Origin of the sequence: Sorangium sp. So ce295, assembly GCF_051527405.1 — a bacterium.
In the GTDB taxonomy this organism is placed as follows: Bacteria; Myxococcota_A; Polyangia; order Polyangiales; family Polyangiaceae; genus Sorangium; species Sorangium cellulosum_B.
In genome coordinates, this window is sequence record NZ_CP150324.1 from 6,481,205 (window position 1) to 6,507,006 (window position 25,802).

The following is a 25,802-nucleotide window of genomic DNA, read 5'->3' on the forward strand; positions in this document are numbered from 1 at the left end:
GGAGCCCGCGCGGCTCTGCCCCAGGTAACGCCATGCCGTCCTCCCGCTTCCGCGCCGGGCTCGGCCGTCCGAGCTCGGCGCCCGCCGAGATCGCGTGGTTCGCGTTCCACGGCGACGATCTCCTCGTCCGCGCGCCGAGCGACGGCGGCGATCGCTTCGACATCCCGATCGCGGCCGATCTCGCCGACCTCGGCGTCTCCGTCACGCGCGCGCAGCCGCTCGGCGAGCTCGACGGGCGCGCCTGCCGCTCGGCCGAGCTCGCGCAGGGCGCGCCGGCGCCGGCGGGGTACGCCTACGTCTCGCTGCGGCGCCTCCACGGGCGCATCGATCCGGAGCTGTTCGAGATCGCGGGCACGGCGTACCAGGTGCAGCACTGGGACAGGGCGCACCAGTACTGCGCTGCGTGCGGCACCGCGCTCGAGGCCGGGCAGGACGAGCGCGTGAAGCGCTGCGTCCGCTGCGCGAGCAACTACTTCCCCCGGATCACGCCGGCGACGATCGTGCTCGTCGAGGACGGCCCGCGCGTCCTGATGACGCGCCAGGCGCGGTTCCCTGCGGGCATGTACGGCCTCGTCGCCGGGTTCGTCGAGCCGGGCGAGACGCTGGAGACGTGCGTCGCGCGCGAGGTCCACGAGGAGACGGGCGTCGACGTCGCCGACATCGTCTATTTCGGCAGCCAGCCGTGGCCCTTCCCCCACCAGATCATGGTCGGGTTCACCGCGCGCTACGCCGGCGGCGAGCTCCGCGTCGACACGCGCGAGCTCGAGGACGCGCGCTGGTTCCACCGCGACGCGCTGCCGCTCCTCCCGCCGCCGCTCAGCATCGCCCGGAAGCTCATCGAGGCCTGGCTCGCGCGGCCGGCGCGGTAGCCGCGCCTCAGACGCGCCGCAGCTTCCACGCGCCGCGGCGGAACACGAGCCCGCCCGCGAATGCGAGCGTCGAGAACGCCACCGCGATCGCGACGAACACGCCCGCCGGGCCGAGCCCCGCGGCGCCCGCGAGGCCCCAGGCGAGCGGGATCTCCCAGAGCCAGAAGCAGGCGAAGTTCAGGAGCGTGGGCGTCCAGGTGTCGCCGGCGCCGTTGAACGCCTGCGTGAACACCAGGCCGAAGCCGTAGAACAGGAACCCGCACGAGAGGATCCGCAGCGTCTGCGTGCCGAACCGGAGCACCTCGGCGTCGTCCGAGAACGCGCCGACGATGGCGCGCGCGCCCACCGCGAAGACGACGCCCACCGCGCCGAGCATGACGGTGGTCCAGATGCCCGCGCGGTACACGGCGGCCTCGGCCCGGTCGGGGCGCCCCGCGCCAAGGTTCTGCCCGACCAGGGTCGCGGCGGCGTTCGAGAGCCCGAGCGCCGGCAGGATCGCGAACACGATGACGCGCATCCCGATCGTGTAACCGGCGAGCGCCGCGCTCCCGAAGGGCGCGATGATGCGCACCAGGCCGCTCCAGCTCGCCATGCCGATGACGTTTTGCAGCGCGCCGTTCGCGAAGAGCCGGAGCAGCGCCGCGAGCGCCCCCGGGTCGGGGACGAGGTGCCGCGCTCGCACCTTCACCCGGCCGCTGCCGCGCGCGAGGAAGAAGACCTGCAGCGCGACGCCGGTCCCGCGGCCAAGGGTCGTCCCGACCGCCGCGCCGGCCACCCCGAGCTCCGGGAACGGGCCGAGGCCGAAGATGAGGCACGGGCCGAGCGCCATGTTCAGCGCGTTCGAGAGCCAGAGCACCCGCATCGACAGCGCCGCGTCGCCCGCCCCGCGGAAGATCGCGTTGATGACGAACAGCATCAGGATCGTCGCGTTGCCGAGCAGCATGATCGAGGCGAACGGCGCGCCGATCGCGATCACCCCGGGCGTCGCCCCCATCGCCGCGAGCAGCCGCGATCCGAGCAGCGCGCCGACCGCCGAGATCGGCAGCGAGATGAGCAGGCCGAGCACGATCGCCTGCCCCGCCATGGCGGCCGCCTCCTCGTGGCGCCCCTCGCCGACCCGCCGCGCGACCGTCGCGGACGCGGCGACCGCGAGGCCCATCGCAATGGCGTAGACGAGCGCGAGGAGCGACTCCGTGAGCCCGACGGCGGCGACGGCGTCGGCGCCGAGCCGCGAGACCCAGAAGACGTCGACCACGACGAAGAGCGACTCCATGAGCATCTCCATGACCATCGGGATCGCGAGCAGCGCGATGGCCCGGTCGATGGAGCCGGTGGTGAAGTCGTGCTCGCCGCCGCGGACCGCGTCGCGGAGCGTGGACCAGACGCCCGCGCCGCGGGGCGCGGGCGGCGAGGGTGCAAGAGCGTCCGCGCGCAGGTCGGAGGCGGGCGGCGTGCCGTGGTCGCGCATGAGGGCCGGCAAGCTGATCGCGGGAGGCCGTTTCGTCCAGCGGCTTTGCACATCTTTGCCAGCACGGCCGTCCTCGGTTCGTCCCGATCGAGCCAGGCACCTCGTGAGCCGGACGCGCCGCCGAGCCCTGACGCGCGCCGCGCCCCGCCCCCTCCCGGCGCAGCGCCGCGCCATCAGCGGATCGAGAACGGATCCCGGTCGCGCGCGCTGATGGCGACGCGCAGCGACGGCACCGCGGCGCGCAGGCGCTCAGCGAGCCGCGTCAGCGCGGCGCGCTCGCTGTTCGAGTGCAGCGCGCACACCACGGTGACGCCTGCGCTCGCCGCACGGAGCGCGTCGTGGTGGCGCAGCTCGCCGGTCAGGTAGAGCTCCGCGCCCTGCGCGATGGCGTCATCGAGGAGCGCGCCGCCCGCGCCGGCACACGTGGCCGCGCGGGAGACGGCGCGCTGCTCGTGGCCGGCCACGAGCAGCGCGTCGACGCCCAGGCCCGCCTTGATGCGGCCGAGCAGCTCGGAGACCGGCGCGGCCCCGGCGAGCGCCCCGATCCGCCCGATGCCGGCCCTGAGCGGCTCGGCGGCGAGCTCGACGAGATCGAACGCCACCTCCTCGTACGGGTGCGCGGCGCGCATCGCCTGCACGACCGCGGCGGTCCGGTCGCGGGGGAAGATCATCTCGAGCCGCACCTCGGCGACGCGCTCGAGCCGGCCCTTCTCGCCGACCGTGGGGTTCGCGCCCTCCTCCCCGAAGAACGTGCCCGTCCCCAGCGTGCGGAAGCTGCAGCGCGAATACCGGCCGATCCGGCCCGCGCCCGCCTCGGCGAGGGCGTCGGCCACCGCGTCGGCGCGATCCTCCGGGACGAAGACGACCAGCTTGTGCTGCCACGCCTTGGAGGGCGCCCTCCTGAGCGGCGCGCGGTCCGCCGAGATCCCGAGCGCGTCGGCGAGGACATCGTTGGTGCCCCCCTCGGCGACGTCGAGCGCGGTGTGGGGCGAGTACAGCGCGATGCCGTCGCGGATGGCCGCGAAGATCGGGCTCGGCGCGACCACGCGCTTCACGGCCTCGAAGAGGGGCGGATGGTAGGCGACGACGAGATCGCAGCCGAGATCGCGCGCCTCCCGGGCGACCTCGGGGGTGTAATCGATGGCGAGGAGCGCCGCCGACGAGGGCCGCGCCGGGTCGCCCGCGAGCAAGCCGACGTTGTCCCAGGACTCCGCGAACCGGAGCGGCGCGATCGACTCGAGCGCTGAAAGGACGTCTCGGAGGAGGGGCATGAGCGCTTCTATACCAGCGGCGGCGGTGGAGCGCGCCGTGGCAGGACGAGGTCGTCCGCCGCAGGCTGCGGTGATCCGAGGGCCGGGCGTCCGGGCGGAATCGCCTCTCCTCCGCGCGTTGTTGCTCCTCCCGCTGCTCAGTCTGCCCGCCACTCCTGAGGCCGTCCTTGATCTGAACCGTGCCCCGCGCAACGCGCTCGTCGCGGGCGGAGGTATCACCCGAATGTGAGCTTTTCGCACCTTCATGGAAACTTCTGTGTCTGTCACCTGCCCGCTGGTACCGTGGCGTCTGGGCGGACGGGGCACGGTTTCAAGGGGACGGCGAAGCCGCTCTCCGGCCCATGCTGAAGCGGACGGCGAATGCCGATCCCCGACGCATGCGAACGTCAAGAAGGGGCTGATTCACATGAGACCGAACATGCGCCGCAGGGATGGCGGACGCTCGATGCGCGCGTGGCTTACGTATGTGATGATCGTCATCGTGGCCGCTTGCGGCGCCGACAGCATGCCTGGGGACCTGCCGGAGACGCGGGAGCCCGCGGCGCCTCGGGCGATGGACGCGCCCACGGCAATGCCCAGGGAGCTGCGCGCGGCGTATATCGCCGCAGTGCAGGCGGGGGCCTCGGAGCAGGTGTACGGCGCGGCCGTCCTGGGACCGGGCAAGCTCTCGGTGGACAATGCGGCCCAGCGCTTGACGGCAATCCTCGACGTCGCGGGCATGGAGGTGACGTCGAGCGAAGCGGACTGGTCGTTGTCGGTCCGCACCGCGGCCCTCGGGTGCGCCGGCGCAGCCAGGGCCCTGCCCGACGTGGCGCCGGAGGTGGACGACGCGGACAAGAAGCGCGTGCGCTACGTGCACGAGGATCTGGAGACATGGTATCTCAATGGTCCTCTGGGCATCGAGCACGGGTTCGTTGTCGCGCAAGCGCCCGCGTGCCGTGGAACGAAGGTCATCGTCCTTGAGTTGGGCGGCGCGCTGCGGCCGGCGCTGGAGGATGAGGACGGCGACGGACGGGGCGACACGCTGGATCTGGTGGACGACGCGGGCGGGCGCCCGCTCCGCTACACCGACCTGTTCGTGAAGGACGCAACGGGCAAGGACCTGCCGGCGTGGCTGAGCGTGGACGGCGGGCAGGTCGCGATCCACGTGGACGATGCAGATGCCGTGTATCCCATCGAGATCGATCCCCTGCTCTCCAGCCCACAGGGGCAGCTCGTCCCCGGAGGGCAGGCGTACGACGAGTTCGGCTACTCGGTCGCGATCGCGGGGGATACAGCGATCGTGGGGGCGCGTTACGACGACGTCGGCGCGAACGCAGACCAAGGCACGGCGTACGTGTTCGTGCGCAGCGGGGCAAGCTGGGCCCAGCAGGCACAGCTCGTCGCCGAGAATGGCGCCGCGAACGACTATTTCGGCTACTCGGTCGCGATCGCGGGGGATACGGCGGTCGTGGGGGCGCCTTACGGCAGCGGAGGCCGAGGCACGGCGTACATGTTCGTGCGCAGCGGGACGCGCTGGTCCCAGCAGGCACAGGTCATCGCCACGGCTGCTGCGCATAACGACTACTTCGGCTGTTCGGTCGCGCTCGCGGGGGACACGGCGGTCGTGGGGGCGCCTTTCGACTACGTCGGCGCGAACAGACACCAGGGCTCGGCCTACGTGTTCGTGCGCAGCGGGACGTACTGGTCCCAGCACGCGCAGCTGGTCGCCACAGGGGGTGCGGCGAACGATAACTTCGGCTGGTCGGTCGCGATCGTGGGGGACATGCCGGTCGTGGGGGCGCCTCTCGACGACGTCGGCGCGAACACAGACCAAGGCTCAGCCTACGTGTTCGCGCGCAGCGGGGCGCGCTGGTCCCAGCAGGCACAGCTTGTCGCCACGGACGGTGCGGCGGGCGACAACTTCGGCTACTCGGTCGCGCTCGCGGGGGACACGGCGGTCGTGGGGGCGTATTACGACGACGTCGGCGCGAACACAGACCAAGGCTCGGCGTACGTGTTCACGTCGAGCGGGACGAGCTGGGCCCAGCAGGCACAGCTCGTCGCCACGGACGGTGCGGCGGACGACCGCTTCGGTCGCGCGGTCGCGCTCGCGGGGGACACGGCGGTCGTGGGGGCGTATTACGACGATGTCGGCGCGAACGCGAATCAAGGCTCGGCGTACGTGTTCGTGCGCAGCGGGACAAGCTGGGCCCAGCAGGCACAGATCGTCGCCACGGACGGTGCGGCGACTGACTCCTTCGGCAGCTCGGTCGCGCTCGCGGGGCACACGGCGGTCGTGGGGGCGCCTTCCGACGACGTCGGCACGAACGCAAACCAAGGCTCGGCGTACGTGTTCACGTCGAGCGGGACGAGCTGGTCCCAGCAGGCACAGCTCGCCGCCACGGACGGTGCGGCGACTGACTCCTTCGGCAACTCGGTCGCGATCGCGGGGGATACGGCGGTCGTGGGAGCGCCTTTCGACGAGGTCGGCATCGGCGCGAACGAGAACCAAGGCACGGCGTATGTGTTCGTGCGCAGCGGGACGAGCTGGTCCCAGCAGGCACAGCTCGTCGCCACGAACGGCGCGGCGAGCGACAACTTCGGCTGGTCGGTCGCGCTCGCGGGGAACATTGCGGTCGTGGGGGCGCCTTTCGACGATGTCGGCGCGAACGCAGACCAGGGCTCGGCCTACGTATTCGTACGCGGCGAGACGCGCTGGATCCAGCAGGCACAGCTCGTCGCCGCGGACGGTGCGGCGAGCGACAACTTCGGCTCGTCGGTCGCGATCGCGGGGAACACGGCGGTCGTGGGGGCGCCTTTCGACGACGTCGACGCGAACACAGACCAAGGCTCAGCGTACGTGTTCGTACGCAGCGAGACGAGCTGGTCCCAGCAGGCACAGCTCGTCGCCACGGACGGTGCAGCGCGCGACTCCTTGGGCGAGTCGGTCGCGATTGCGGGGGACACGGCGGTCGTGGGGGCGCCTTCCGACGACGTCGGCACGAGCACTGACCAAGGCTCGGCCTACGTGTTCGTACGCAGCGAGACGAGCTGGTCCCAGCAGGCACAGCTCGTCGCCGCGGACGGTGCGGCGAGCGACTCCTTGGGCGAGTCGGTCGCGATTGTGGGGGACACGGCGGTCGTGGGGGCGCCTTCCGACGACGTCGACGGGAACACAGACCAAGGCTCGGCCTACGTGTTCGTACGCAGCGAGACGAGCTGGTCCCAGCAGGCACAGCTCGTCGCCGCGGACGGTGCAGCGCGCGACTCCTTGGGCGAGTCGATCGCGATCGCGGGGGACACGACGGTCGTGGGGGCGCCTTTCGACGACGTCGACGCGAACACAGACCAAGGCTCGGCCTACGTGTTCGTACGCAGCGAGACGAGCTGGTCCCAGCAGGCACAGCTCGTCGCCGCGGGTGGTGCGACGGAAGACCGCTTCGGCAGTTCGGTCGCGATCGCGGGGGACACGGCGGTCGTGGGGGCGCCTTTCGACGACGTCGACGCGAACACAGACCAAGGCTCTGCTTACCCCTTCCGTTTGCTCAAGGTGGGCAGCGCATGTGCGAGCAGCGCTGGGTGCGCGACAGGGTTCTGCGTCGATGGCGTCTGCTGCAATACCGCCTGTGGCGGCGGGGCATCGAACGATTGCCAGGCCTGCAGTGTGGCGGCGGGAGCCGCCGTGGACGGCATCTGCGCGCCGGCTGCAGCGGGCACCCAGTGCCGCGGCGCAGCTGGCGACTGCGACGTGGCCGAGGCGTGCGACGGGGCAAGCAACAGCTGCCCGGCCGACACCAAGGCGGCCGCAGGCACCACGTGCCGCGGCGCAGAAGGCGACTGCGACGCGGCCGAGGCGTGCGACGGGGCAAGCAACGGCTGCCCGGCCGACACCAAGGTGGCCGCGGGCACCACGTGCCGCGGCGCAGAAGGCGACTGCGACGTGGCCGAGGCGTGCGACGGGGCAAGCAACGGCTGCCCGGCCGACACCAAGGTGGCCGCGGGCACCACGTGCCGCGGCGCAGAAGGCGACTGCGACGTGGCCGAGGCGTGCGACGGGGCAAGCAACGGCTGCCCGGCCGACACCAAGGTGGCCGCGGGCACCACGTGCCGCGGCGCAGAAGGCGACTGCGACGTGGCCGAGGCGTGCGACGGGGCAAGCAACGGCTGCCCGGCCGACACCAAGGTGGCCGCGGGCACCACGTGCCGCGGCGCAGAAGGCGACTGCGACGTGGCCGAGGCGTGCGATGGAGTGGCAGGTACCTGTCCCGCGGACGCCAGCGCCCCCGACGGCACGACGTGCCCTGATGGTACATGCGTCGCCGGCACGTGCCTGGGCGGTGCAGGCAGCGGAGGAGGAGGTGACGGCGGCAGCGCAGGCGCCGGCGGCGACGGCGGCAGCGCAGGCGCCGGCGGCGACGGCGGCAGTGCAGGCGCCAGCGGCGACGGCGGCAGCGCAGGCGCCAGCGGCGACGGCGGCAGCGCAGGCGACGGCGGTGACGGCGGCAGCGCAGGCGACGGCGGTGACGGCGGCAGTGCAGGCGACGGCGGTAACGGCGGCAGTGGAGTGAGTGACAGTTCAACCTCCACGAGCACCAGCGGTTGTGCTTGCCACGCGGCCGGTGCCTTCACGGGCGCCAGCCCCCGAGCGCACTTGGGCCTGCTCGGCCTTGGCCTGCTTGTGCTGTGGGGCCGGGGACGCCGAGCCCCCCGTCGTGCTCCTTCGTGCTCTGTCGCGACCGGCAGCGCGTAGACGGGCTGGCCCACAGCTGCGCGTCGCTTCGAGACGCGTCGTACATCTGACCAACAGCGCGATCACCCGCACCAACCAAGGTGCAGGGCCACGGGCAGAAGGCCGCCGGTGAACATCTGACGGAGGCTCGAGCCGTCTGGATGGTGGCGCTGACCTCCACCGCGCCATACGGTCGCCCGCCCCGCCGCAGCGGGCGGCGGAGCACGTCGAACCAAACCCCGCCGATTTCGCAGATCCTGGATACGCCAGGCGGCTGCCCGAGACGCCCGACAGCCTGGCCCGCCGGTTGCTCTATCCGCTCGCGACGCCGCGACATAGCGACGCGGGCCGCCGGGACGATGGTCCGAGGCCATCAACTCGCGCTCTCGCGAGCGTGAACCCCCGACCAAAGGACACCACCATCATGAACCTCAAGAACCTGCTCCTCGGCTCGCTCCTCTCCTCGCTCTCGCTCGTCGCCTGCGTCGGCGAGCCGCTCGACAGCGACCTCGGCGACGAGGCCGCCATCGACGATACCGAGCTCGTGGGCGAGGACGCCGAGGCCATCGTCGGCCCCGGCGGCGAGCAGGGCGGCGGCGGCATCACCAGGAACGTGCCCCTCGCCTGCTCGATCACCTACCCCAGCATGTTCAACGTGACGGCCTCGATCAAGAACACCTCCATCTATGCCATCCCCGACTACGCCAAGCTCTCCTATACCGTGACCCACTACTACGGCTCTCCCGCGCCGTTCTACGGCTCCACCACGGGGCCCCTCGCCAAGGGCGCCACCAAGAACGTCTCCCTCTCTCATCAGGGCGCCCTCGACGCCTACGGCTGCTCCGCCAAGGCTTCCTGGACCATCGACTGAGATCGCCGCCTGCGGGCCACACGCCGCGCTCGCCGCGAACACCCCTCGCCCGATGTCGTCGGCCCCGGCGATGCGGCCTCCATTCGGTCAGCCATCGCCGAGGGGCGTCTCGGTCTCGGAGGAGGGTCATGAGCGCCTCTATACCAGCGGCGACCGCGGTTCGGCGCGCAGCGGCGACCGCGGAGCCGAGCTCCGCGCGGCGGCGACGCCGAACGCAGCCGGAATCGCCGCGTCGCGCCGGGGCCTGGACCGCCCGCTCGACGCCTAGCGGGCGCAGCGCAGCGCGACATCGAAGTGCGCGGGCCACGCCTCCCGCGAGGGCTCGCCGCGGCAGCGGCGCAATCGATGCAGACCAGGGCTGTGCCATGCTGTGCCGGTCATCCCCGCGCCGACAGGCTGCGCCCGCGGATCGTGCGCTGGTATGGATGCTGCTGCTCTCTGGCACCATGGCCAGTATCCCCTCTTCTCCGGCTCAATTTCGGATCGCGCTCGCTCACCAGCTGACACGCGCGATCCTCGCCACCGCGACGCTCAACGTGGCTGCTGGAGGCGCCGCCTGCGGCGGCGACGTCACCCGGGAGCGCGCGTCGGGAGGAGGCGGTGGCCCCGCGTCGGGCGACGAGAGCTCGGGGGCGCGCGGAGGGATGGGCGGGAATGGCGGGCCAGGCGGCGATGCCGTCACGTCAATCCAGGCAGGCGGCGTCCAGTGGACCGAGGAAGGAACGGTCTGTGTCGCAATGGGGCCCTCGGGACAGGGAGGACAGGGCGGTGTCGGGGGAGCTGCAGGCGAAGGAGGGACTGCCGGCGAGGGCGGCATCGGCGGCTCACCCGCGGTCACGTGCCCGACCTTCGACCCCTACGGCTCCTCCGTCCCGGGGTCGCCGCCCGGTGCGCCCGCGGGGTGCTGGTACACAAGCCTCGGTGAAGGCGTCCTCCAAGGCAGCGAGTGCTGCTACGAGTTCGTCGCGACCTGCGGCGGCACAGGCCGCCCGTTCCTCGTGGGGGAGCGCGCGCGCACGGCGCGGGCAGAGCGGCGAGCGGCGAGCGGGTGGTGCGCCGCGGCGCCCCCGGACGTGGCGGCGCTGACGCAGTCGACCCGCGCCGCGCTGGCCGAGGCATGGCTCCGCGACGCCTTGCTCGAGCACGCGTCGGTCGCCTCCTTCGCTCGGTTCTCGCTGGAGCTGATGGCGGTCGGGGCCCCCCCGGACATGCTCGCGGCCGCGCACGAGGCCGCGGGCGACGAGGTGCGCCACGCGGCGCTCTGCTTCGGCCTGGCGAGCGCGTACGCCGGCGCGGCGCTCGCGCCGGCGCCGTTCGCGTTCGGCGGGCGGGTCGAGGTCGCCTCGGGCCTGCCCGAGCTCGCGGCGCGCGCCGTCCGCGAGGGCTGCGTCGGCGAGACGCTCGCCGCCGTGCAAGCCAGCGAGCAGCGCTCGCGCGCCGCCGACGCCGCGGTCCGGAGCGCCCTTGCCACGATCGCCGAGGACGAGGCCCGGCACGCCGAGCTCGCGTGGCGCTTCGTGGCCTGGGCGCTCCAGACGGGCGGCGAGCCGGTGCGCCGGGCGGTCTCCGAGGCCTTCGAGGCGGCCCTCGCCTCGCCTCCTCCGGCCGCCACGGCGCCGGACGCCGAGGCCGACGCCCTCGCCGCCCACGGGCGCCCTGACGGCGCGGCGCTGGCCGCCTCCCACCGCGGCGCGGTCGCGGAGGTCATCGCGCCTGCGATGCGCGCGCTGCTGGGCGCGTGGTCCTAGCGAGGCCGCGATCCGACGTGTACCGGAAGGTGGAACGTGGAAGATGGACGATGCGCAGGCGCAGCTCGCTCCGCACACGCCGCACGCAGATCGAGTGGAAAAACATCCAGAAGACGGTCAGTAGATCGAGACGATGCGCCGAACGATCACAGGCTACCATCAGGACGATGTGAACGATTGGGTGGCCGAGCTGAGCTGTGGACATGGCCAGCATGTCCGGCACAAGCCGCCGCTCTTCTTGCGCCCCTGGGTCGTCACGTCCGAGGGCCGCGCATCGATGCTCGGCACCGAGCTCGACTGCGTGCGCTGCGATCGGCTCGAGATGCCCGACGGGCTGGTCGCGTACAAGCGCACGGCCGAGTTCGACGAGGTCACGATCCCTTCCGGCCTGCGAAAGAACCATTCCACCAAGCCCGGCGTATGGGGGGTGATCCACGTGATCTCGGGGCGGCTGCGCTACCGGATCGATGGGCTCGGCGGTCGAGAGCTCTCTCTCGATCCAGAGAGCCCAGGGATCGTCGTCCCCGAGGTGCTGCACCACGTCGATCCCGACGGCCCGGTGCGGTTCTTCGTGGAGTTTCGACGCAAGGGCGGGTAACCCGGCCCGCTGAATGGGACGGTCGCACCGAGCGTTCTGGGTCCTCATGAGCCGATCCTCCATCGCCCTGCTGGTCGCCGCCGTCATCGGGTGTAGCCCGCCTTCTCCCACCCCGTCGGCGAGCGTCTCCGCGGCTCCTGCAGAGCCAGGCCGAGCTCCGGCGCCCGGCGCGACCACGCCCCCGGCCGGCACCTCCGCCGTGGAAAGCCCGGCGCCCGCGGCAGCACCCCAGGCCGCCACCGACACCGCCGACGGCTCCAAGGCGAGCCTCGACGATCCGCGGATCCAGAAGATCAGGGCCCGGTATCAGGACATCCAGGCCCGCAAGGACCTGACGCGAAGCGAGCTCCGCTTCGAGTGCGCCGGCGCCGAGGGACGCGGCGAGCTCCGGCTATACCAGGCGGACGGCGCGATCCAGAAGGCGGAGATCGCGTCCGCCGACGCGGGGCACGGCGAGTCGACGTACCAGTTCTACTACGACCAGGGCAAGCTGGTCTTCGCGCTGCACGACGACGGATCCTGGGCCTTTGACGGGACGAGGGGTACGCCGGACAAGCCGGCGACGACGAGCAGCGTCACGCAGCGCCGGTACTATGTGCACGAAGGCGAACCCGTGCTCTGCATCAAGAAGCACGCGAAAGGTCCCACGGAGGAGCTCGGCCCCTTGCTGGAGCAGGCGCCCAACCGGCCTGACGATTGCTCCAGGGCCAAGAAGACGCAGCAGATCGCCTCCGCCGCCCTGGCGGGCGCGAAGCCCAAGACCACGGATGAGCTCAAGAAGCTGCTCTGTAACTGAGCCCAGCTGCGCTACTCTCAGGACACCTCGCGTGGCTCCTGGCGCGCGCGCCGGAACATCGCGATCCCGAGCAGGATCCCGCCCGCCACGATGGCGATGTCAGCGACGTTGAACACCGGCCAGCGGTGAAGGTGGATGAAGTCGATGACGTAGCCGCGGACGCCGCGGTCAATCGCGTTCCCGACCGCGCCGGCGACGATGAGCGCGTACCCGGCCTGCTCGGTGACCGACGCGCGGCGGCTGCTCCACCAGCCCAGGAGCACCACGCCGAGGACTACCATCGAGCACACCAGGAGGACCGCCACCTTCGCCGGCGACTGGATGCCCCGGAGCAGGCTGAAGGCCATGTCGTGGTTCTCGGCGTAACGGAGATCGAGCACCCCCGGCACGATCGACAGGGGACCTCGCCGCTCGAGCGCGGCCTGCGCGACCGCCTTGGTCGCATGATCGCACCCCACCAGGGCCAGCGTGAACAGAATCAGGGCCCAGCCCATCACACGTCGCGCCATGGCCGACGGAACACGGCGCCCTGGCGGTTTGTTCCCGGTCTCTCGCTCGAGAGAGGACGGTGTGGAGCCAGCGCGGCCCCCGAGCGGGCTTCAGGCGAGAAAGCGCGGCAGCGGCCCGCAGTTCGGCTCGATGCCGATGCCCGTCGCGGCGTGGCCGAGCGCGTTCATCACCGACGTGAGCAGCTTGTTCGAGCTCTGCGCGGTGGTGTTGTTGATGTACTGGCCCACGTTCACGCCCAGGTTCTTCCCGCCGATGACCAGGTACTGCATGTCCCGCGGGTTGTGGCTGTGGTTCGTGCCGCTCTCCACGCCCCAGAGCAGGATCGTGTTGTCGAGCATCGTGCCGCTGCCCTCGCGGATGCCCGCGAGCCGCTTCGCCAGGTAGGCGATATGGCTCGCCCAGAAACGATCGAACAGCATGAAGGCCTGGCGCGTGGTCATCGACTCACCACCGACGCTGACGCTGTCGTTCGTGCGGCTGACGTGCGCCACCACGTCGTGCCAGCTCTGGCCGAAGCCGAGGAGGCCCTCGTGGTGGCCGCCGGAGAAGCTGAAGTGGTAGTCCGCGACCCGCGTGCGATCGCACGTGAACGCGCTCACGATGATGTCGGCCTGGATCTGCGCCCAGCGCGTGATCGTCGTCGCGTTGTTGGTGCTGCCGTTGTAGCCGGAGGTGTCCGCGCGCTCGCACGCCGCGCCGGCCGGGACCGACGTGCCGCCGCCCATGCCCGCGATGCGCTTCTCGAGCTCGAACAGCGCTTCCACATGGAGCTCGAGCTTCTGGCGCTCGGCCTGGCCGAGGAAGCCCTGGATGGTCTTGAGCTCACGCGTGTTGATCTGGAGGATCCGCTGGTCGGCCTTGCGCTTCGCGGCCGCGACGGCATCCGGCATGCCGCCGGGCGTGGGCGTCGGCGTGGCGCCGTCGAAGGTGACGCCGCTGAAGATCGTGCTGAACGCGCGCGCGGGGTCGGCCGTGTGGGTCATGGGCTGGCCGGGGCCGCTGTACGAGATGATATGGCGCTTGTCGGCGCCGCCGCGATCGGCGACGCACAGGTGGATGCTCGCGATCGGCGTGCCGCCGCGCAGGTCGGAGCTCTTGAGCAGGATCTGATCGAGCGAGGGGCCGTTCGCGTGGTGTGAGCTCTCGTCGATGAAGCGCGCGCCCGTGAACAGCTGCGCCATGCCCGCCTCGTGGTGATTCCCGACCGTCCAGGCATGGTCGAGCCGGCGCAAGAACAACATGTCGCCCTCGAGGCCGCGGAAATCGGCGAGCGGCTCCTGGAGCTGGAACGTCGACCCGCTGCCGGTCGGCCACCACTCGGGCGGGTGCGAGTCGGGCGTGAAGATCAGCACCAGCCGCTTGGGCACGACGGTCTGCGCCTCGACCTCGCGGTGGCGCAGCAGCGGCGCCAGGAAGATCGCGCCGGCCGCCGTCTTCAGGATGTCTCGTCTGGATACGTCGAAGGGCCTGGGCATGTTCGATCCTCGATGGCGGTAGCTATTCGCGCACGCGCTCCACCGTGCTCGGCGAAGACAGGAGCGCCACGAGCAGGTCGCGCAGGAGACCGGTGCGATCCAGCGCCGCCGTGCCCTGCACGACCGGCGGAATACCGCGCGCAGACTCGACCTGGCCGAAATAGAAGCGGAAGGCCTGCCGCGCCACGCACTCGCGGACCCAGGTGCTGCGCGACAGCGCTTCTCCCAGCCCCGCGGCGCTGTCGTACTCGCCGTCCACGTCGGTGTTGAGCAGCCGGCCCGCCGCGTCGATCGGCTGCGGCGCGGCCATGGGCGCGGTGAGCGACGGGCTCCTGTACTGCTCGAGCGTCCGATAGCGGCCCGCGCCGTCGAAATTCTCGAGCATGAAGCCGACGTTGTCGATCAGCGCGTGGCAGCTCTTGCAGACCGCCTGCGCGTTGTGCGTCTCGTACAGCTCGCGCGTGGTCTTCGGGGTCATGCGCAGCTCGCTCTCTTCGATCGGCGGCGGGGTGAAATTCTCGGGCAACGTGATGTGCTGGCACAGCAGCTGATCGCGGATGAACAGGCCGCGGAGCGTCGGAGACGTGAGGTACTGCTTGGCTGTCTTGGAGAGCACGGAGCCGAGGGAGAGCAGGCCGCTCCGCGCGGTGCCCGTCGCGCCCGAGGCGTCGCTGCGGTAAAACGCGGAGAGCGCTGGATCGGCCTCGGGTACAGGCGCCGTGAGCAGGCTCGCGATCGAGCCCTCCATGCCTCCGTTCGCGCGGAGAAAGCGCTGCGTCTCGGCGGACATCGCCGCCTTCACATCGGCGAAGCCGGGGAACACGTCCTCGAATTTCTCCACCTCGGCCTCGAACGTGTGCAACCGCAACCACTGGACGAGGAAGTGACCGAGCTGGTCGGCGGCGCCCGGCGTCGAGAGCAGCTGGTCGATGTGCCCGGAAAGCAGCGCGGGATCGGCCAGCTCGCCGCGATCGGCGGCGGCGGCCAGCGTCGCAGAGGGCGGCTCGCCGAGCACGCTGTACGAAAGGAAGGTCGCGATCTCGTGGTCAGTCAGCCGAAACGCCGCTTTCGCCTCGTCGCGCGGCGCGCCGATCTCGGTCCGGTACAAGAAATAGGGCGAGTTCAGCACGCCCTTCAACACCCAGCGGAACGGCAGCGCCGGATCCCCGGACTCGGCGGCGAGATCGAACACTTCGCCATAATTGGTCAGGTCCTCCGCCGTCGCGGGCCGCCGGAACGCCTTGCTGACCGCCGCGCGCACGAAGTCCGCCTTGCACGTCGCGTCGACCTTGCCGCACGGAATCAATGCGCTGAGCTGCCGGTCGCCGAGCGCGAGCACCGCGGCCTCGGCCTTGGCCGCGTACTGCTCGGCCAGGGTCACGCGGACGAGCCCGCTGGTGGACATGTTCGGATAGATGCCGTTGTCCGGCACGGGCTCCATGTCCGAAATGTCGATCGACACGCCGAGCAAGCCCTGGACGGAGCGACCGTACTCCTCCGGGGTGAGCAGCCATGTGCGGGCGCGCAGCGCCGCGGAGGCGGGCGTGGGCGCCGCGTACGGCAAGCTCCCGTCGGCCTGCGGCGGGGGAACGTCGCTGCCGATCTCGCCGCCAGCCGCGCCCGAGGACGGATCGCCGAGCTTCCCGGTGCAGGCGGGCGCCAGAGAACCCAGAACGAAGATCCAGCCAAACGATCGAAGATGCATATCGGATCTCCACATGGGTACGCGGCGCCGAACGAAACCGCTCCCGTCGAGGAGGCTGGGAGTCCAAACGCTGTCCGTGAGTCAAACCGCCCGAAGCCGCCCATACAGCGTTATTGTTGCGCTGCAGTGGATGGCGAAGGTCCCGCTGCGGCCCCGCTCCCCTCGCCAGCGGCACCTTCTTTGACTTTGCTCTCGGCGGGGCCGCCGTGCCCCGGGCGGGCGGCTCGCGGCGCCCGGTGTCGTCGCATTCTCGAACCGCCTCTCCTGGAGGCATCGTATCGACGTAGAAATCTGCGCGCACCTTGCGCGCCTTCACATTCCCGAAGGTTTCGGTTTTGATCATCGCCGCGCGCAGCGGCCCAGCCGTTTCCGGTCGGCGCGGTGCCACTCACGCTGTAAGTTTGTCTCGAACCCCCTGGCCCGCTGCAGCCGGCAGGTCGAACCCAGGGTGAATCAGACCGCCTTTCGCGGCTTCTTCACCGCGCGGAGCCTGCCTGTCGCCGGGTCGCCGCACCACAGGCGGCCGCTCGCGTCCGCCTCGACGCCGGAGAGGCGCACGCTCTCCGGCAGCGCGAGCCGGTCCAGGACCTCGCCGCTCCGGGGATCGACGCGGCGGAGCTCCGACGGCGCGCCCTCCTCCTCGCACATCACGCCGTGCCAGAGATCGCCGTCGGTCCACGTGACGCCGGTGACGAGCCGATCGGAGACGAGCGTGCGGAGGACGGCCCCGCGCTCGGGATCGATCTTGAGGATCTTCCGCTCGCGGTAGATGCCCGCATAAAGCGCGCCGTCGGCCCACGCGAGCCCGCTCACGGGCGTCGCGTCGAAGCCCGGCACCTCGCCGACCGCGGCCCCGCTCGCGGGATCGATCTTCCGGATCCTTCCGCCCCCGACGACCCACAGGTGGCGCCCGTCGAACGCCACCCCCGCGCTGGCGGGCGCCTTCAGGCGACGCAGCACGCGGCCGCTCTCGGGCTCGGCGGACACGAGGTCTCCGCGATCGCCGTGCGCGAACCACACCGCCTGTCCGTCGAACGCGACCCCGTGGATCGACTCCACCCCTTCGAACGTGCGCTCCGCGATGATCTCGGCCTGTCGGGCTTTCACGGTCCACTCCTTCCTCGCCCCGCGCACTCAACCAGGGAGCGCGAGCCCGAGGAGCAACATTTGTGACGCGATCGACAGCGCCGCTCTGGGCCTCGCGTAGCGCCGCGAGGGGCCGCTGCCGGTGACCTCGACGGCGCGCGCGAGCGAGAGCTCCGCGAGCGCGCGCTGCACCGTGCGCGCGCTCTTGCCGAGCGCGGCGCCGATGGCCGAGGCGCTCCACGCGGCGCCGTCCGAGAGGAGCGCGCGGATGGCGCCCGCGTCGCCCGGCTCGAGCGGCGCGAGGACGACCACCTCCACGCCCGCGCCGAGCTCCCAGCGGTACGCGTTCCCGAGCGCGCGCACGACCCCGACGCCGCCGAGCTCGGCGCGCAGGCGCCCCACCTCGACGCGCAGCCGCCGCCGGTGGGACTCGTTGACCGCGCGGACGCCGAACGCGGCGCGCGCGAGGTCGTCGCTCGCGATCGCCGCAGGGTGAGCCCGGGCGAGCGCCTCGAGCAGGGCGAACAGGACCGGCCGGCGCGCGAGGTCGGCCCGCACCTCGCCGCCGTCGAGCACGCGGCGGCGGAGCGCGTCCACGACGACCCGCCCCGCGGGCGCGGCGACAAGGGCCTCGACGTCGGCGAGGCGCACGGGCTCGTCGCGGTCGCCCTGGACGAGGCGCGCCACCGGCTCGTCGTGCGCGCGGAGGAAGCGCTCGGCCTCGGTGATGAGCAGCGGATGTCCGCTCGCCCGCGCCCACGCCGCGGCCTGCTCGGCCGCGAGCCGCGCCGAGGACGCGCGCACGAGCCGCGCGTGCACCTCGGCGCGCACGAGCGCCAGCGCGGCCCTGGTGAACACCGGCGCGTCGCTCGTGACCGTGGCCTCGGCGGCCGCGAGCGCCCGCTCCGCCTCGGCGACGCGGCCTTCGAGGAGCGCGGCCCGCGCCGCGCCCAGGCGAGCCCACGCCGCGTTCGTGGGATCGCCGGCGCGCTCGAGGGCGTCACCCGCCTCGACGAGCCCCTGCCACGCCTCGCCGATCTCCCGCTGCGCGAGCGCGATCTCCGCGAGGGCCGCGTTCGAGCGCGCCCGGGCGCGCTCGGCGCCCGCCGCAGCGAACGCCCGCGCGGCGCGGCCAAGCGCGGCCTTCGCCTCCGGATAGGCGCCCATCTGCGCGAGCGCGATCCCGCGGAGCGCGAGCGCGTGTGGACCTCCGAAGGGGCCGACCACCTTCAGCGCGTCGAGCGCGTCGCCCGCGGCGAGCGAGCGGGCCGCCAGCGCGCCGAGCTCGGCGGGGACCTCGGCCGTCGCATCCATCGCGGCAGCGTCGCACGCCCGGCGGCGCGCGCCAACGGATCGCGACATCGATGTTGCTGTCGCGGCCAGAGGCGCCGTGGTCATTTCCACGGGTCAGCGGCCGGCGCGGCGAGGCGCCGCGCGCGCCGCCCACAGGAGGAGATCCCCATGTGCCCTGCGTGCCTCGCGTCCATCGGATGGGTCCTCGCCCAGGCGGCCTCCGCCGGCGCCGTGACCGCCATCGCCGTCAAGAAGCTCCGGAACCGGAGCCAGAGCAGGAGCGCCGCCGGCGCCCCCGCGTCGAAGGGAGAGCGCCGATGAGCCGCGCCAAGATCGCTTCGAGGGAAGAGTGGCTGGCGGCGCGCCTGGCGCTGCTGGAGAGAGAGAAAGAGCACGATCGGCGGCGCGACGCGCTGAGCGCCGCGCGCCGGGAGCTGCCGTGGGTGAGGGTCGACAAGGCCTATGTGTTCGACGCCCCTTCAGGCAAGCTGACGCTGCGCGAGCTCTTCGGCGAGCGCCGGCAGCTCCTCGTCTACCATTTCATGTTCGCGCCGAGCTGGGACGAAGGCTGCAAGAGCTGCTCGTACGTGGCCGACAACATCCAGGGTGGCCACGTCCACCTGGCCGCCCGCGACACGGCGTATTGCGCCGTCTCCCGCGCGCCGCTCGCCAGGATCGAGGCGTTCAAGGGGCGAATGGGCTGGACGTTCCCGTGGGTCTCCTCGGGTGAGACGGACTTCAACTATGACTATCACGTCTCGTTCCGTGAGGAGGAGCGCGCTCGAGGAGATATGGAGTACAACTTCAAGAAGGCGAGCTCCCCCTTCCCCGAGGCCCCTGGGCTGAGCGTCTTCGCCCGCGAAGGCGACGAGGTCTTCCACACCTATTCGACCTATGCGCGCGGGCTCGACGTCCTGATCGGCACCTACAACTACCTGGATCTCACGCCCCTCGGCCGGGACGAGGCCGCGCTCCCTTACACGATGGCGTGGGTCCGCCATCACGACAGGTACCCCACGACGTCAGGCACCTCGCGAAACGAAGCGGCTGGGGAAGGCGGCTCGTGTGGGTGCGCCGCTCCGACGCGCGGGCCCGGGTGACCCGGACTCCTCGCGGATTCCGCGGGGATCACGCCCGCGGGCCGCGCTGCGCGGGGCCGCCCCCCGGTTTGTTGGCCGGTCCGGCCGCCTCGACGGACACTGGCGAGACGGTCGCGATGAAGAAGTGGAGCTTCCTGGCCCTGGGGCGCAGCTACGAGATCACGGATTATGGCCCCAGGTTCGGGATCGAGGTCACACGGGACGGCTACACCGTGTGGACCGGCTACCGTGACGGAGCGCGGCTCGTGACGGACACGAGCACCCTGCCGTCGCGCGAGCTCGTGGCGCTCCGCGAGGAGCTCGTCCTGCGGGCGAACTCCTGGAGCGCCGCCCCGGGGACGGGCGCGGGTCTGCGCGCGCGCCGGCCGCAGCGCGCGGTCGAGCAGCTCGATCTGCTCGGGGCGCCGCTGCTCGGCGGCTGCCCGCGCTGAGACGACGCGAGCGCGCCCGACTCCACCGCCGGACCGGGTCGACGCACCTGGCCGCCGCCCGCGTCAGCGATCGTGAGCCCGCCGCTGCTCACGCCGCCGCGCCCCGCCAGCCGTCGGCCATCCCACCGCTCTCCCGCGGCACCGGTTGACCGCGCTCCCCCCTACCAGGTCGCCGGGCTGGATTCCGCTCTCACCGCACTTTGGCCCGGGGACCATCGGCAACCCCCGCCCACACGGAACCTCATCCGAGCACGTCGCGCAGCCAACCAGCGCGGGCCAGATCCGTCTAAAGTGCGCCGCCATGGCCAACCCGATCGACGCCGACCCCAACCGTCAGAGAGAAACCCCCGCCCAGCGAGACAACACCACCCAGCAGCGCGACACCCCCGCCGCATTTTTCCGCGGCAACTCGGCGCCGGACGCCCGCACCGGCATGCACCCGGCCGCGCTGCGCCGCGCCTTCGCCGATCACCTGCACTACTCGCGCGCCCGGGAATCGCTGTCCGCCACGCCGTTCGATCGGTACGTCGCCATCGCCCTCGCGGCGCGCGACCGCCTCGTCGACCGGTGGACGAAGACGCAGCACACCTACTACGAGCAGGACGTCAAGCGCGGCTACTACCTCTCCGCAGAGTTCCTCCTCGGCCGGGCGCTCGTCGCCAACCTGCAGGCGCTCGACATCTACGACAGCTTCAAGACCGTGCTCGGCGAGCTCGGCCTCGACCTCGATGAGCTCGTCGAGCAGGAGCCCGACGCCGGGCTCGGCAACGGCGGCCTCGGGCGGCTCGCCGCCTGCTTCCTCGACTCCATGGCCACGATCGGCCTGCCCACCTACGGGTACGGCATCCGGTACGAGTTCGGCATCTTCGAGCAGGTCATCCGCGACGGCTACCAGGTCGAGCGCGCCGACGAGTGGCTCCGCTTCGGCAACCCCTGGGAGGTCGAGCGCCCCGAGCACGCCGTCCCGGTCTCGTTCGGCGGCTACACCGAGCGCGTCCCCGACAAGCGCGGCGGCTTCCGCGTGGTCTGGCGCCCGTCCGAGCAGGTCATCGGCGTCCCGTTCGACACGCCCATCGCGGGCTACCAGTCGAACACCGTCAACACCCTCCGCCTCTGGTCGGCCCGCGCGGGCGAGGAGTTCGACTTCGAGCTCTTCAACGCCGGCGACTACGTGCACGCCGTCCACGAGAAGAACCAGTCGGAGGTCATCTCGAAGGTCCTCTACCCGAACGACAACTTCGACAAGGGCAAGGAGCTGCGCCTCCGGCAGGAGTACTTCTTCGTCGCCTGCTCGATCGCCGACATCGTGAACCGCTACAACCGCGTCCACCCGGACTTCTCGCGCTTCGCCGAGAAGAACGCGATCCAGCTGAACGACACGCACCCCGCCATCGCGATCGCCGAGCTGATGCGCGTCCTCATCGACGACCACCTGCTCGCCTGGGAGGACGCGTGGAAGCAGACGGTCAGGGCCTTCGGGTACACGAACCACACCCTGCTGCCCGAGGCGCTCGAGCGCTGGCCCGTCGCGCTCTTCGAGCGGCTCCTGCCGCGGCACCTCGAGATCATCTACGAGATCAACCGGCGGTTCTTGCGCGAGGTCATGGACGCCCACCCGCAGGACCAGGACCGCGTGGCGCGGATGTCCCTCATCGAGGAAGGCCACGAGCGCCACGTGCGCATGGCCCACCTCGCGGTCGTCGGCTCGCACTCGGTGAACGGCGTGGCCAAGCTCCACTCCGAGCTCGTCAAGCGCGACCTGCTCCGCGACTTCTACGACCTCTGGCCCGAGCGGTTCAACAACAAGACGAACGGCGTCACGTTCAGGCGGTGGCTGCTCGCCTGCAACCCCGCGCTCGCCGCGCTCGTCACCGAGAAGGTCGGCCCGAAGTGGGTGACGGAGTTCGAGCGGCTGCGCGAGCTCGAGCGCCACCTCGACGACCCGGAGTTCATCGAGCGGATCGCCGCGGTGAAGCGCGCGAACAAGGTGGCGCTCGCGAAGGTCATCGCGCAGGAGCTCGACATCCACGTCGACCCCTCGTCGATCTTCGACGTCCAGATCAAGCGCCTCCACGAGTACAAGCGCCAGCTGCTCAACGCGCTCCACATCGTCGCGCTCTACCTGCGCCAGAAGCGCGGCGAGCCGGTGGTGCCGCGGACCTTCATCTTCGGCGCCAAGGCGGCGCCCGGCTACCGGCAGGCGAAGCTCATCATCAAGTTCATCCACGCCGTCGCCTACGTCGTGAACGGCGACCGGCGCCACACCGGGCTCCGGGTCGCGTTCATGCCGAACTACCGCGTCTCGCTGGCCGAGCGCATCATCCCCGCCGCCGACGTCTCCGAGCAGATCTCGACAGCGGGCATGGAGGCGTCGGGCACCGGGAACATGAAGCTCGCGCTGAACGGCGCGCTCACCGTCGGCACGCTCGACGGCGCGAACATCGAGATCCGCGACGCGGTGGGCCCGGAGAACTTCTTCCTGTTCGGGCTGACCGCCGACGAGGTGATCGCCCGCCGCAGCGAGCACTTCGAGGGGCGCACCGCGGTGGCCGCCGACCCGGAGCTCCGCGAGGTGATCGAGCTCATCTCGTCGGGCTTCTTCTCCCCGGAGTACCGCGAGCTCTTCCAGCCCCTGCTCGACCGGCTCCTCGGCCGCGACGAGTACATGATGCTCGCCGACTTCAAGGCCTACTCCGCCTGTCAGCGCGAGGTGGAGGCGGCCTACGCCGACCGGCAGAGCTGGCTGCGCAAGTCCGCGCTCAACATCGCGCGCGTGGGCGAGTTCTCCTCGGACCGCACGGTGCGCGAGTACGCGCGCGACATCTGGGGCCTCACGCCCGTCGAGATCGACCTCGGCGCGGCCATGTCGCTCGTGTGACGGCGCCGGCGCGCCCTCCGCCGCGGGCCGCTCGCGCGCCTGCGGCGGGGCGGCCGCGCCCGCCGGACGGAGCCAGCCGGACAAGGCCGGCGCCCGCGAACGAACCCAGCAGCCCCCTCGACCCGGTTCCATGAGCCGGGCGCCACGGCGGACGGAAAATCCAGGCCCGCGCGTGGCGAAGGGCGCCGCGGCGGAGCATGCTTCCGGGGCGTGAGCCCTCTTCGTCGGCCGCTCGCCGGGGCGGGGCTCTTGCTATCCTTCCCGACGGATTTATGCCGAACGATCCTGAGGAAAGAGAAGACAAACAGGGCGACCTCGCGACCGAGCGGGAACGGAAGGTCGAGAAGGCCCGCCGCTACAAGGTCGTGTTCCACAACGACGACTACACGACGATGGAGTTCGTCGTGCTCGTCCTCATGAAGTTCTTTCACCGCACCGAGACGGAGGCCACGCACATCATGCTGAGCGTGCACCATCGCGGCCACGGGGTCGCCGGCGTGTACACGAAGGATGTCGCCGAGACCAAGGTCGCCCAAGTCCAGGACTTCGCCAAGGAGCACGCGATGCCCCTTCGGTTGACCGCCGAGCCGGAATGACCATGCGCATCAGCCCCGAAGTTGAGATCGCCTTTTCGCTCGCCACCCGGGAGGCCTCGCGCCGCCGGCACGAGTTCGTGACCATCGAGCACCTGCTCTACGCGCTGCTCTTCGACGAGGAGACGGCCGAGGTCCTCCGGCACGCGGGGGGCGACACCCCGCTGCTCAAGAAGAAGCTCGAGCGCTTCCTCGACGAGGAGATCGAGGTGCTGCCGGAGGACGCGGACACGAGCCCGACGCTCTCGCTCGGGTTCCAGCGCGTGGTCGGCCGCGCCGCGATGCACGTGCAGTCCTCGGGCAAGAAGGAGCTCAAGGGGGCGAACGTGCTGGTGGCGATGTTCGCCGAGCGCGACTGCCCGGCCGTGACGCTCCTCGGCGAGCAGGGCATCAGCCGCTTCGACGTCGTGAACTACATCTCGCACGGCATCTCGAAGACGGGCCAGGACGACGGCCTCCGGGAGGAGCCGCCGGAGGAGGGCGGCGAGCCCGGCGCCGCGCAGCCGATCAAGGATCCGCTCGCGGCGTTCACGATGAACCTCAACAAGGAGGCGGCCGAGGGCCGCATCGACCCGCTGGTCGGCCGCGAGAACGAGGTCGCCCGCACGATCCAGGTGCTCGCACGGCGGCGCAAGAACAACCCCCTGCTCATCGGCGACGCCGGGGTCGGCAAGACGGCGATCGTGGAGGGGCTCGCGCAGCGGATCGAGAAGAAGGACGTGCCTGCGCCGCTCAAGGACGCGACCGTCTACGCGCTCGACATGGGCGCGCTCCTCGCCGGCACGAAGTACCGCGGCGACTTCGAGAACCGCCTCAAGGCGGTGCTGCGCGCGCTCGAGAAGCAGCCGGGCTCCGTCCTCTTCATCGACGAGATCCACACGATCATCGGCGCCGGCGCCGCGAGCGGCGGGACGATGGACGCGTCGAACCTGCTCAAGCCCGCGCTGGCCTCGGGCCGCCTGCGCTGCATCGGCGCGACGACGTTCCAGGAGTACCGCGGCCACCTCGAGCGCGACAGCGCGCTCGCGCGGCGCTTCCAGCGCATCGAGGTGTCGGAGCCCTCGGTCGACGAGACCGCGCAGATCCTGAAGGGCCTGCAGAAGCGCTACGAGGAGTTCCACAAGATCACGTACACGGCCGAGGCGATCGACGCCGCGGCCAAGCTGTCGGCGCGGTACCTGCAAGATCGCCGGCTGCCCGACAAGGCGATCGATCTGCTCGACGAGGCGGGCGCGGCGGCGCGCCTCCGCCACGGCGACGGGTACACTGTCGACGCGGCGGACATCGAGCTCGTCGTCGCGAAGATGGCGCAGATCCCGCCGCGCCAGGTGTCGACGTCGGACAAGGCGCAGCTCAAGGATCTCGAGCAGTCGCTGCGCTCGGTGATCTTCGGGCAGGACGAGGCGGTGAAGCAGCTCGCGTCGGCGATCAAGCTGTCGCGCGCGGGGCTGCGCGCGCCGGAGAAGCCGATCGGCTCGTTCCTCTTCTCGGGGCCGACCGGCGTCGGCAAGACCGAGCTCGCGAAGCAGCTCGCCAAGGCGCTCGGCATCGGGTTCCTGCGGTTCGACATGAGCGAGTACCAGGAGCGCCACACCGTCTCGCGGCTCATCGGCGCGCCGCCCGGCTACGTCGGCTTCGACCGCGGCGGCCTGCTCACGGAGGCGGCGGCGAAGACGCCGCACGCGGTGCTCTTGCTCGACGAGATCGAGAAGGCGCACCCGGACGTGTTCCAGGTCCTGCTCCAGGTGATGGACCACGGCACGCTGACCGACAACAACGGCAAGAAGAGCGACTTCCGCCACATGGTGCTGATCATGACGAGCAACGTGGGCGCGCGGGAGCTCGCGCAGGCGCGCGTCGGCTTCGGCGAGCGAGGGACGGCGGGCGACGACGACAAGGCCTACAAGAACACGTTCAGCCCGGAGTTCAGGAACCGGCTGGACGCGCGCATCATGTTCCGGGCGCTGGATCCGTCGGTCATGGGCAGCATCGTGGACAAGTTCGTCGGCGAGCTCGCGGCGATGCTGGCGGATCGATCGGTGACGGTCGAGGTGACGGACCGGGCGCGGGCGGAGCTCGCGACGCGAGGGTTCGATCCGGCGAACGGGGCGCGGCCGCTCGGGCGCGTCATCGAGAACGACATCAAGCGGCGGCTCGGGGACGAGCTGCTCTTCGGGGCCCTCGAGAACGGGGGGAACGTCGCGGTCGACTTCGAAGGCGGGGAGTTCACGTTCAAGTTCTCGGCGGCGAACGGGGGGGGCGCGGAGAAGGCGAAGGCGAACGGGGCGGCGGTCGAGCCGGAGGCCGTCGGCTAGGACGGCAGCAACGGAGCCAGCAGGGTGGGGGTGCCCGTGCGCGCGGGCGGCGGGGGCCCCTCCCACGAACTCGCGCCTTTTGGG

At 71.5% G+C, this 25,802-nt stretch carries 19 protein-coding genes; 12 read left to right on the forward strand and 7 right to left on the reverse strand.

Going from position 1 to position 25,802, the window contains the following annotated elements; genetic code table 11:
- The first annotated feature begins 32 nt into the window (after positions 1 to 32).
- Positions 33 to 869 (forward strand): NAD(+) diphosphatase, encoded by an 837-nt coding sequence (gene nudC, locus WMF11_RS24420; protein ID WP_437555075.1) that lies wholly within the window; start codon positions 33 to 35, stop codon positions 867 to 869.
- 7 nt (positions 870 to 876) lie between these two features.
- Here the strand turns inward: nudC and WMF11_RS24425 are convergent, their stop codons facing one another.
- Positions 877 to 2,337 (reverse strand): MATE family efflux transporter, encoded by a 1,461-nt coding sequence (locus tag WMF11_RS24425; RefSeq protein ID WP_437979105.1) that lies wholly within the window; start codon positions 2,335 to 2,337, stop codon positions 877 to 879.
- 173 nt (positions 2,338 to 2,510) lie between these two features.
- A complete protein-coding gene (locus WMF11_RS24430) occupies positions 2,511 to 3,608 on the reverse strand; it encodes a Nif3-like dinuclear metal center hexameric protein (protein WP_437979106.1) in 1,098 nt (365 codons plus the stop codon).
- Between the two features lie 445 nt (positions 3,609 to 4,053).
- Between WMF11_RS24430 and WMF11_RS24435 the strand changes: the two genes are divergently transcribed.
- The 5 genes from WMF11_RS24435 to WMF11_RS24455 all read left to right on the forward strand — a co-directional run bounded on the left by WMF11_RS24435 (position 4,054) and on the right by WMF11_RS24455 (position 12,332).
- Positions 4,054 to 8,340, forward strand: coding sequence for a hypothetical protein (locus WMF11_RS24435; protein ID WP_437979107.1), 4,287 nt, complete (start codon positions 4,054 to 4,056; stop codon positions 8,338 to 8,340).
- 403 nt (positions 8,341 to 8,743) lie between these two features.
- Positions 8,744 to 9,190 carry a hypothetical protein gene (locus tag WMF11_RS24440; protein ID WP_437979108.1) on the forward strand — a complete coding sequence of 149 codons (447 nt, stop codon included), beginning with the start codon at positions 8,744 to 8,746 and terminating at the stop codon, positions 9,188 to 9,190.
- Positions 9,191 to 9,636: 446 nt separating this feature from the next.
- The gene (locus WMF11_RS24445; protein WP_437979109.1) at positions 9,637 to 10,938 is read left to right on the forward strand and encodes a ferritin-like domain-containing protein; all 1,302 of its coding nucleotides are present in this window, start codon (positions 9,637 to 9,639) and stop codon (positions 10,936 to 10,938) included.
- A 133-nt stretch (positions 10,939 to 11,071) separates the two neighbouring features.
- Complete coding sequence (locus tag WMF11_RS24450) at positions 11,072 to 11,536, forward strand: DUF3565 domain-containing protein (protein ID WP_437555080.1); 465 nt, start codon at positions 11,072 to 11,074, stop codon at positions 11,534 to 11,536.
- A gap of 46 nt (positions 11,537 to 11,582) precedes the next feature.
- Positions 11,583 to 12,332 (forward strand): hypothetical protein, encoded by a 750-nt coding sequence (locus tag WMF11_RS24455; protein WP_437979110.1) that lies wholly within the window; start codon positions 11,583 to 11,585, stop codon positions 12,330 to 12,332.
- A 17-nt stretch (positions 12,333 to 12,349) separates the two neighbouring features.
- Here WMF11_RS24455 and lspA read toward each other — a convergent pair whose 3' ends face one another.
- From lspA to WMF11_RS24480, 5 genes are all read right to left on the reverse strand, one after another.
- Positions 12,350 to 12,841 (reverse strand): signal peptidase II, encoded by a 492-nt coding sequence (gene lspA / locus WMF11_RS24460; protein WP_437979111.1) that lies wholly within the window; start codon positions 12,839 to 12,841, stop codon positions 12,350 to 12,352.
- A gap of 90 nt (positions 12,842 to 12,931) precedes the next feature.
- The gene (locus WMF11_RS24465) at positions 12,932 to 14,317 is read right to left on the reverse strand and encodes a DUF1552 domain-containing protein (RefSeq protein ID WP_437979112.1); all 1,386 of its coding nucleotides are present in this window, start codon (positions 14,315 to 14,317) and stop codon (positions 12,932 to 12,934) included.
- Positions 14,318 to 14,339: 22 nt separating this feature from the next.
- A complete protein-coding gene (locus WMF11_RS24470) occupies positions 14,340 to 16,022 on the reverse strand; it encodes a DUF1588 domain-containing protein (protein WP_437979113.1) in 1,683 nt (560 codons plus the stop codon).
- Between the two features lie 453 nt (positions 16,023 to 16,475).
- Positions 16,476 to 17,129, reverse strand: coding sequence for a Vgb family protein (locus WMF11_RS24475; protein WP_437910810.1), 654 nt, complete (start codon positions 17,127 to 17,129; stop codon positions 16,476 to 16,478).
- A gap of 27 nt (positions 17,130 to 17,156) precedes the next feature.
- The gene (locus tag WMF11_RS24480; protein WP_437979114.1) at positions 17,157 to 18,470 is read right to left on the reverse strand and encodes a helix-turn-helix domain-containing protein; all 1,314 of its coding nucleotides are present in this window, start codon (positions 18,468 to 18,470) and stop codon (positions 17,157 to 17,159) included.
- Between the two features lie 99 nt (positions 18,471 to 18,569).
- Here WMF11_RS24480 and WMF11_RS24485 point away from each other — a divergent pair, with 99 nt between their 5' ends.
- From WMF11_RS24485 to clpA, 6 genes are all read left to right on the forward strand, one after another.
- On the forward strand, positions 18,570 to 18,722 hold the full coding sequence (locus WMF11_RS24485) for a hypothetical protein (protein ID WP_437979115.1): 153 nt from the start codon (positions 18,570 to 18,572) through the stop codon (positions 18,720 to 18,722).
- Entirely contained in the window at positions 18,719 to 19,501 is a 783-nt protein-coding gene (locus WMF11_RS24490) for a DUF899 domain-containing protein (protein WP_437910813.1), read from the forward strand. Before WMF11_RS24485 ends, WMF11_RS24490 begins: the two co-directional genes overlap by 4 nt.
- 116 nt (positions 19,502 to 19,617) lie before the next feature.
- Positions 19,618 to 19,932 (forward strand): hypothetical protein, encoded by a 315-nt coding sequence (locus WMF11_RS24495; protein ID WP_437979116.1) that lies wholly within the window; start codon positions 19,618 to 19,620, stop codon positions 19,930 to 19,932.
- A gap of 301 nt (positions 19,933 to 20,233) precedes the next feature.
- Entirely contained in the window at positions 20,234 to 22,810 is a 2,577-nt protein-coding gene (locus WMF11_RS24500) for a glycogen/starch/alpha-glucan phosphorylase (protein WP_437910814.1), read from the forward strand.
- A 272-nt stretch (positions 22,811 to 23,082) separates the two neighbouring features.
- Positions 23,083 to 23,406 carry an ATP-dependent Clp protease adapter ClpS gene (gene clpS / locus WMF11_RS24505; protein WP_272093285.1) on the forward strand — a complete coding sequence of 108 codons (324 nt, stop codon included), beginning with the start codon at positions 23,083 to 23,085 and terminating at the stop codon, positions 23,404 to 23,406.
- Entirely contained in the window at positions 23,403 to 25,718 is a 2,316-nt protein-coding gene (gene clpA, locus WMF11_RS24510) for an ATP-dependent Clp protease ATP-binding subunit ClpA (RefSeq protein WP_437979117.1), read from the forward strand. The genes clpS and clpA overlap by 4 nt, the downstream gene beginning before the upstream one ends.
- Positions 25,719 to 25,802 lie beyond the last annotated feature (84 nt).

Coding starts and splice junctions, on each gene's coding strand:
- nudC (WP_437555075.1), top strand. CDS start 33: ATGCCGTCCTCCCGCTTCCGCGCCGGGCTCGGCCGTCCGAGCTCGGCG.
- WMF11_RS24425 (WP_437979105.1), bottom strand. CDS start 2,337: ATGCGCGACCACGGCACGCCGCCCGCCTCCGACCTGCGCGCGGACGCT.
- WMF11_RS24430 (WP_437979106.1), bottom strand. CDS start 3,608: ATGCCCCTCCTCCGAGACGTCCTTTCAGCGCTCGAGTCGATCGCGCCG.
- WMF11_RS24435 (WP_437979107.1), top strand. CDS start 4,054: ATGCGCGCGTGGCTTACGTATGTGATGATCGTCATCGTGGCCGCTTGC.
- WMF11_RS24440 (WP_437979108.1), top strand. CDS start 8,744: ATGAACCTCAAGAACCTGCTCCTCGGCTCGCTCCTCTCCTCGCTCTCG.
- WMF11_RS24445 (WP_437979109.1), top strand. CDS start 9,637: ATGGCCAGTATCCCCTCTTCTCCGGCTCAATTTCGGATCGCGCTCGCT.
- WMF11_RS24450 (WP_437555080.1), top strand. CDS start 11,072: ATGCGCCGAACGATCACAGGCTACCATCAGGACGATGTGAACGATTGG.
- WMF11_RS24455 (WP_437979110.1), top strand. CDS start 11,583: ATGAGCCGATCCTCCATCGCCCTGCTGGTCGCCGCCGTCATCGGGTGT.
- lspA (WP_437979111.1), bottom strand. CDS start 12,841: ATGGCGCGACGTGTGATGGGCTGGGCCCTGATTCTGTTCACGCTGGCC.
- WMF11_RS24465 (WP_437979112.1), bottom strand. CDS start 14,317: ATGCCCAGGCCCTTCGACGTATCCAGACGAGACATCCTGAAGACGGCG.
- WMF11_RS24470 (WP_437979113.1), bottom strand. CDS start 16,022: ATGCATCTTCGATCGTTTGGCTGGATCTTCGTTCTGGGTTCTCTGGCG.
- WMF11_RS24480 (WP_437979114.1), bottom strand. CDS start 18,470: ATGTCGCGATCCGTTGGCGCGCGCCGCCGGGCGTGCGACGCTGCCGCG.
- WMF11_RS24485 (WP_437979115.1), top strand. CDS start 18,570: ATGTGCCCTGCGTGCCTCGCGTCCATCGGATGGGTCCTCGCCCAGGCG.
- WMF11_RS24490 (WP_437910813.1), top strand. CDS start 18,719: ATGAGCCGCGCCAAGATCGCTTCGAGGGAAGAGTGGCTGGCGGCGCGC.
- WMF11_RS24495 (WP_437979116.1), top strand. CDS start 19,618: ATGAAGAAGTGGAGCTTCCTGGCCCTGGGGCGCAGCTACGAGATCACG.
- WMF11_RS24500 (WP_437910814.1), top strand. CDS start 20,234: ATGGCCAACCCGATCGACGCCGACCCCAACCGTCAGAGAGAAACCCCC.
- clpS (WP_272093285.1), top strand. CDS start 23,083: ATGCCGAACGATCCTGAGGAAAGAGAAGACAAACAGGGCGACCTCGCG.
- clpA (WP_437979117.1), top strand. CDS start 23,403: ATGACCATGCGCATCAGCCCCGAAGTTGAGATCGCCTTTTCGCTCGCC.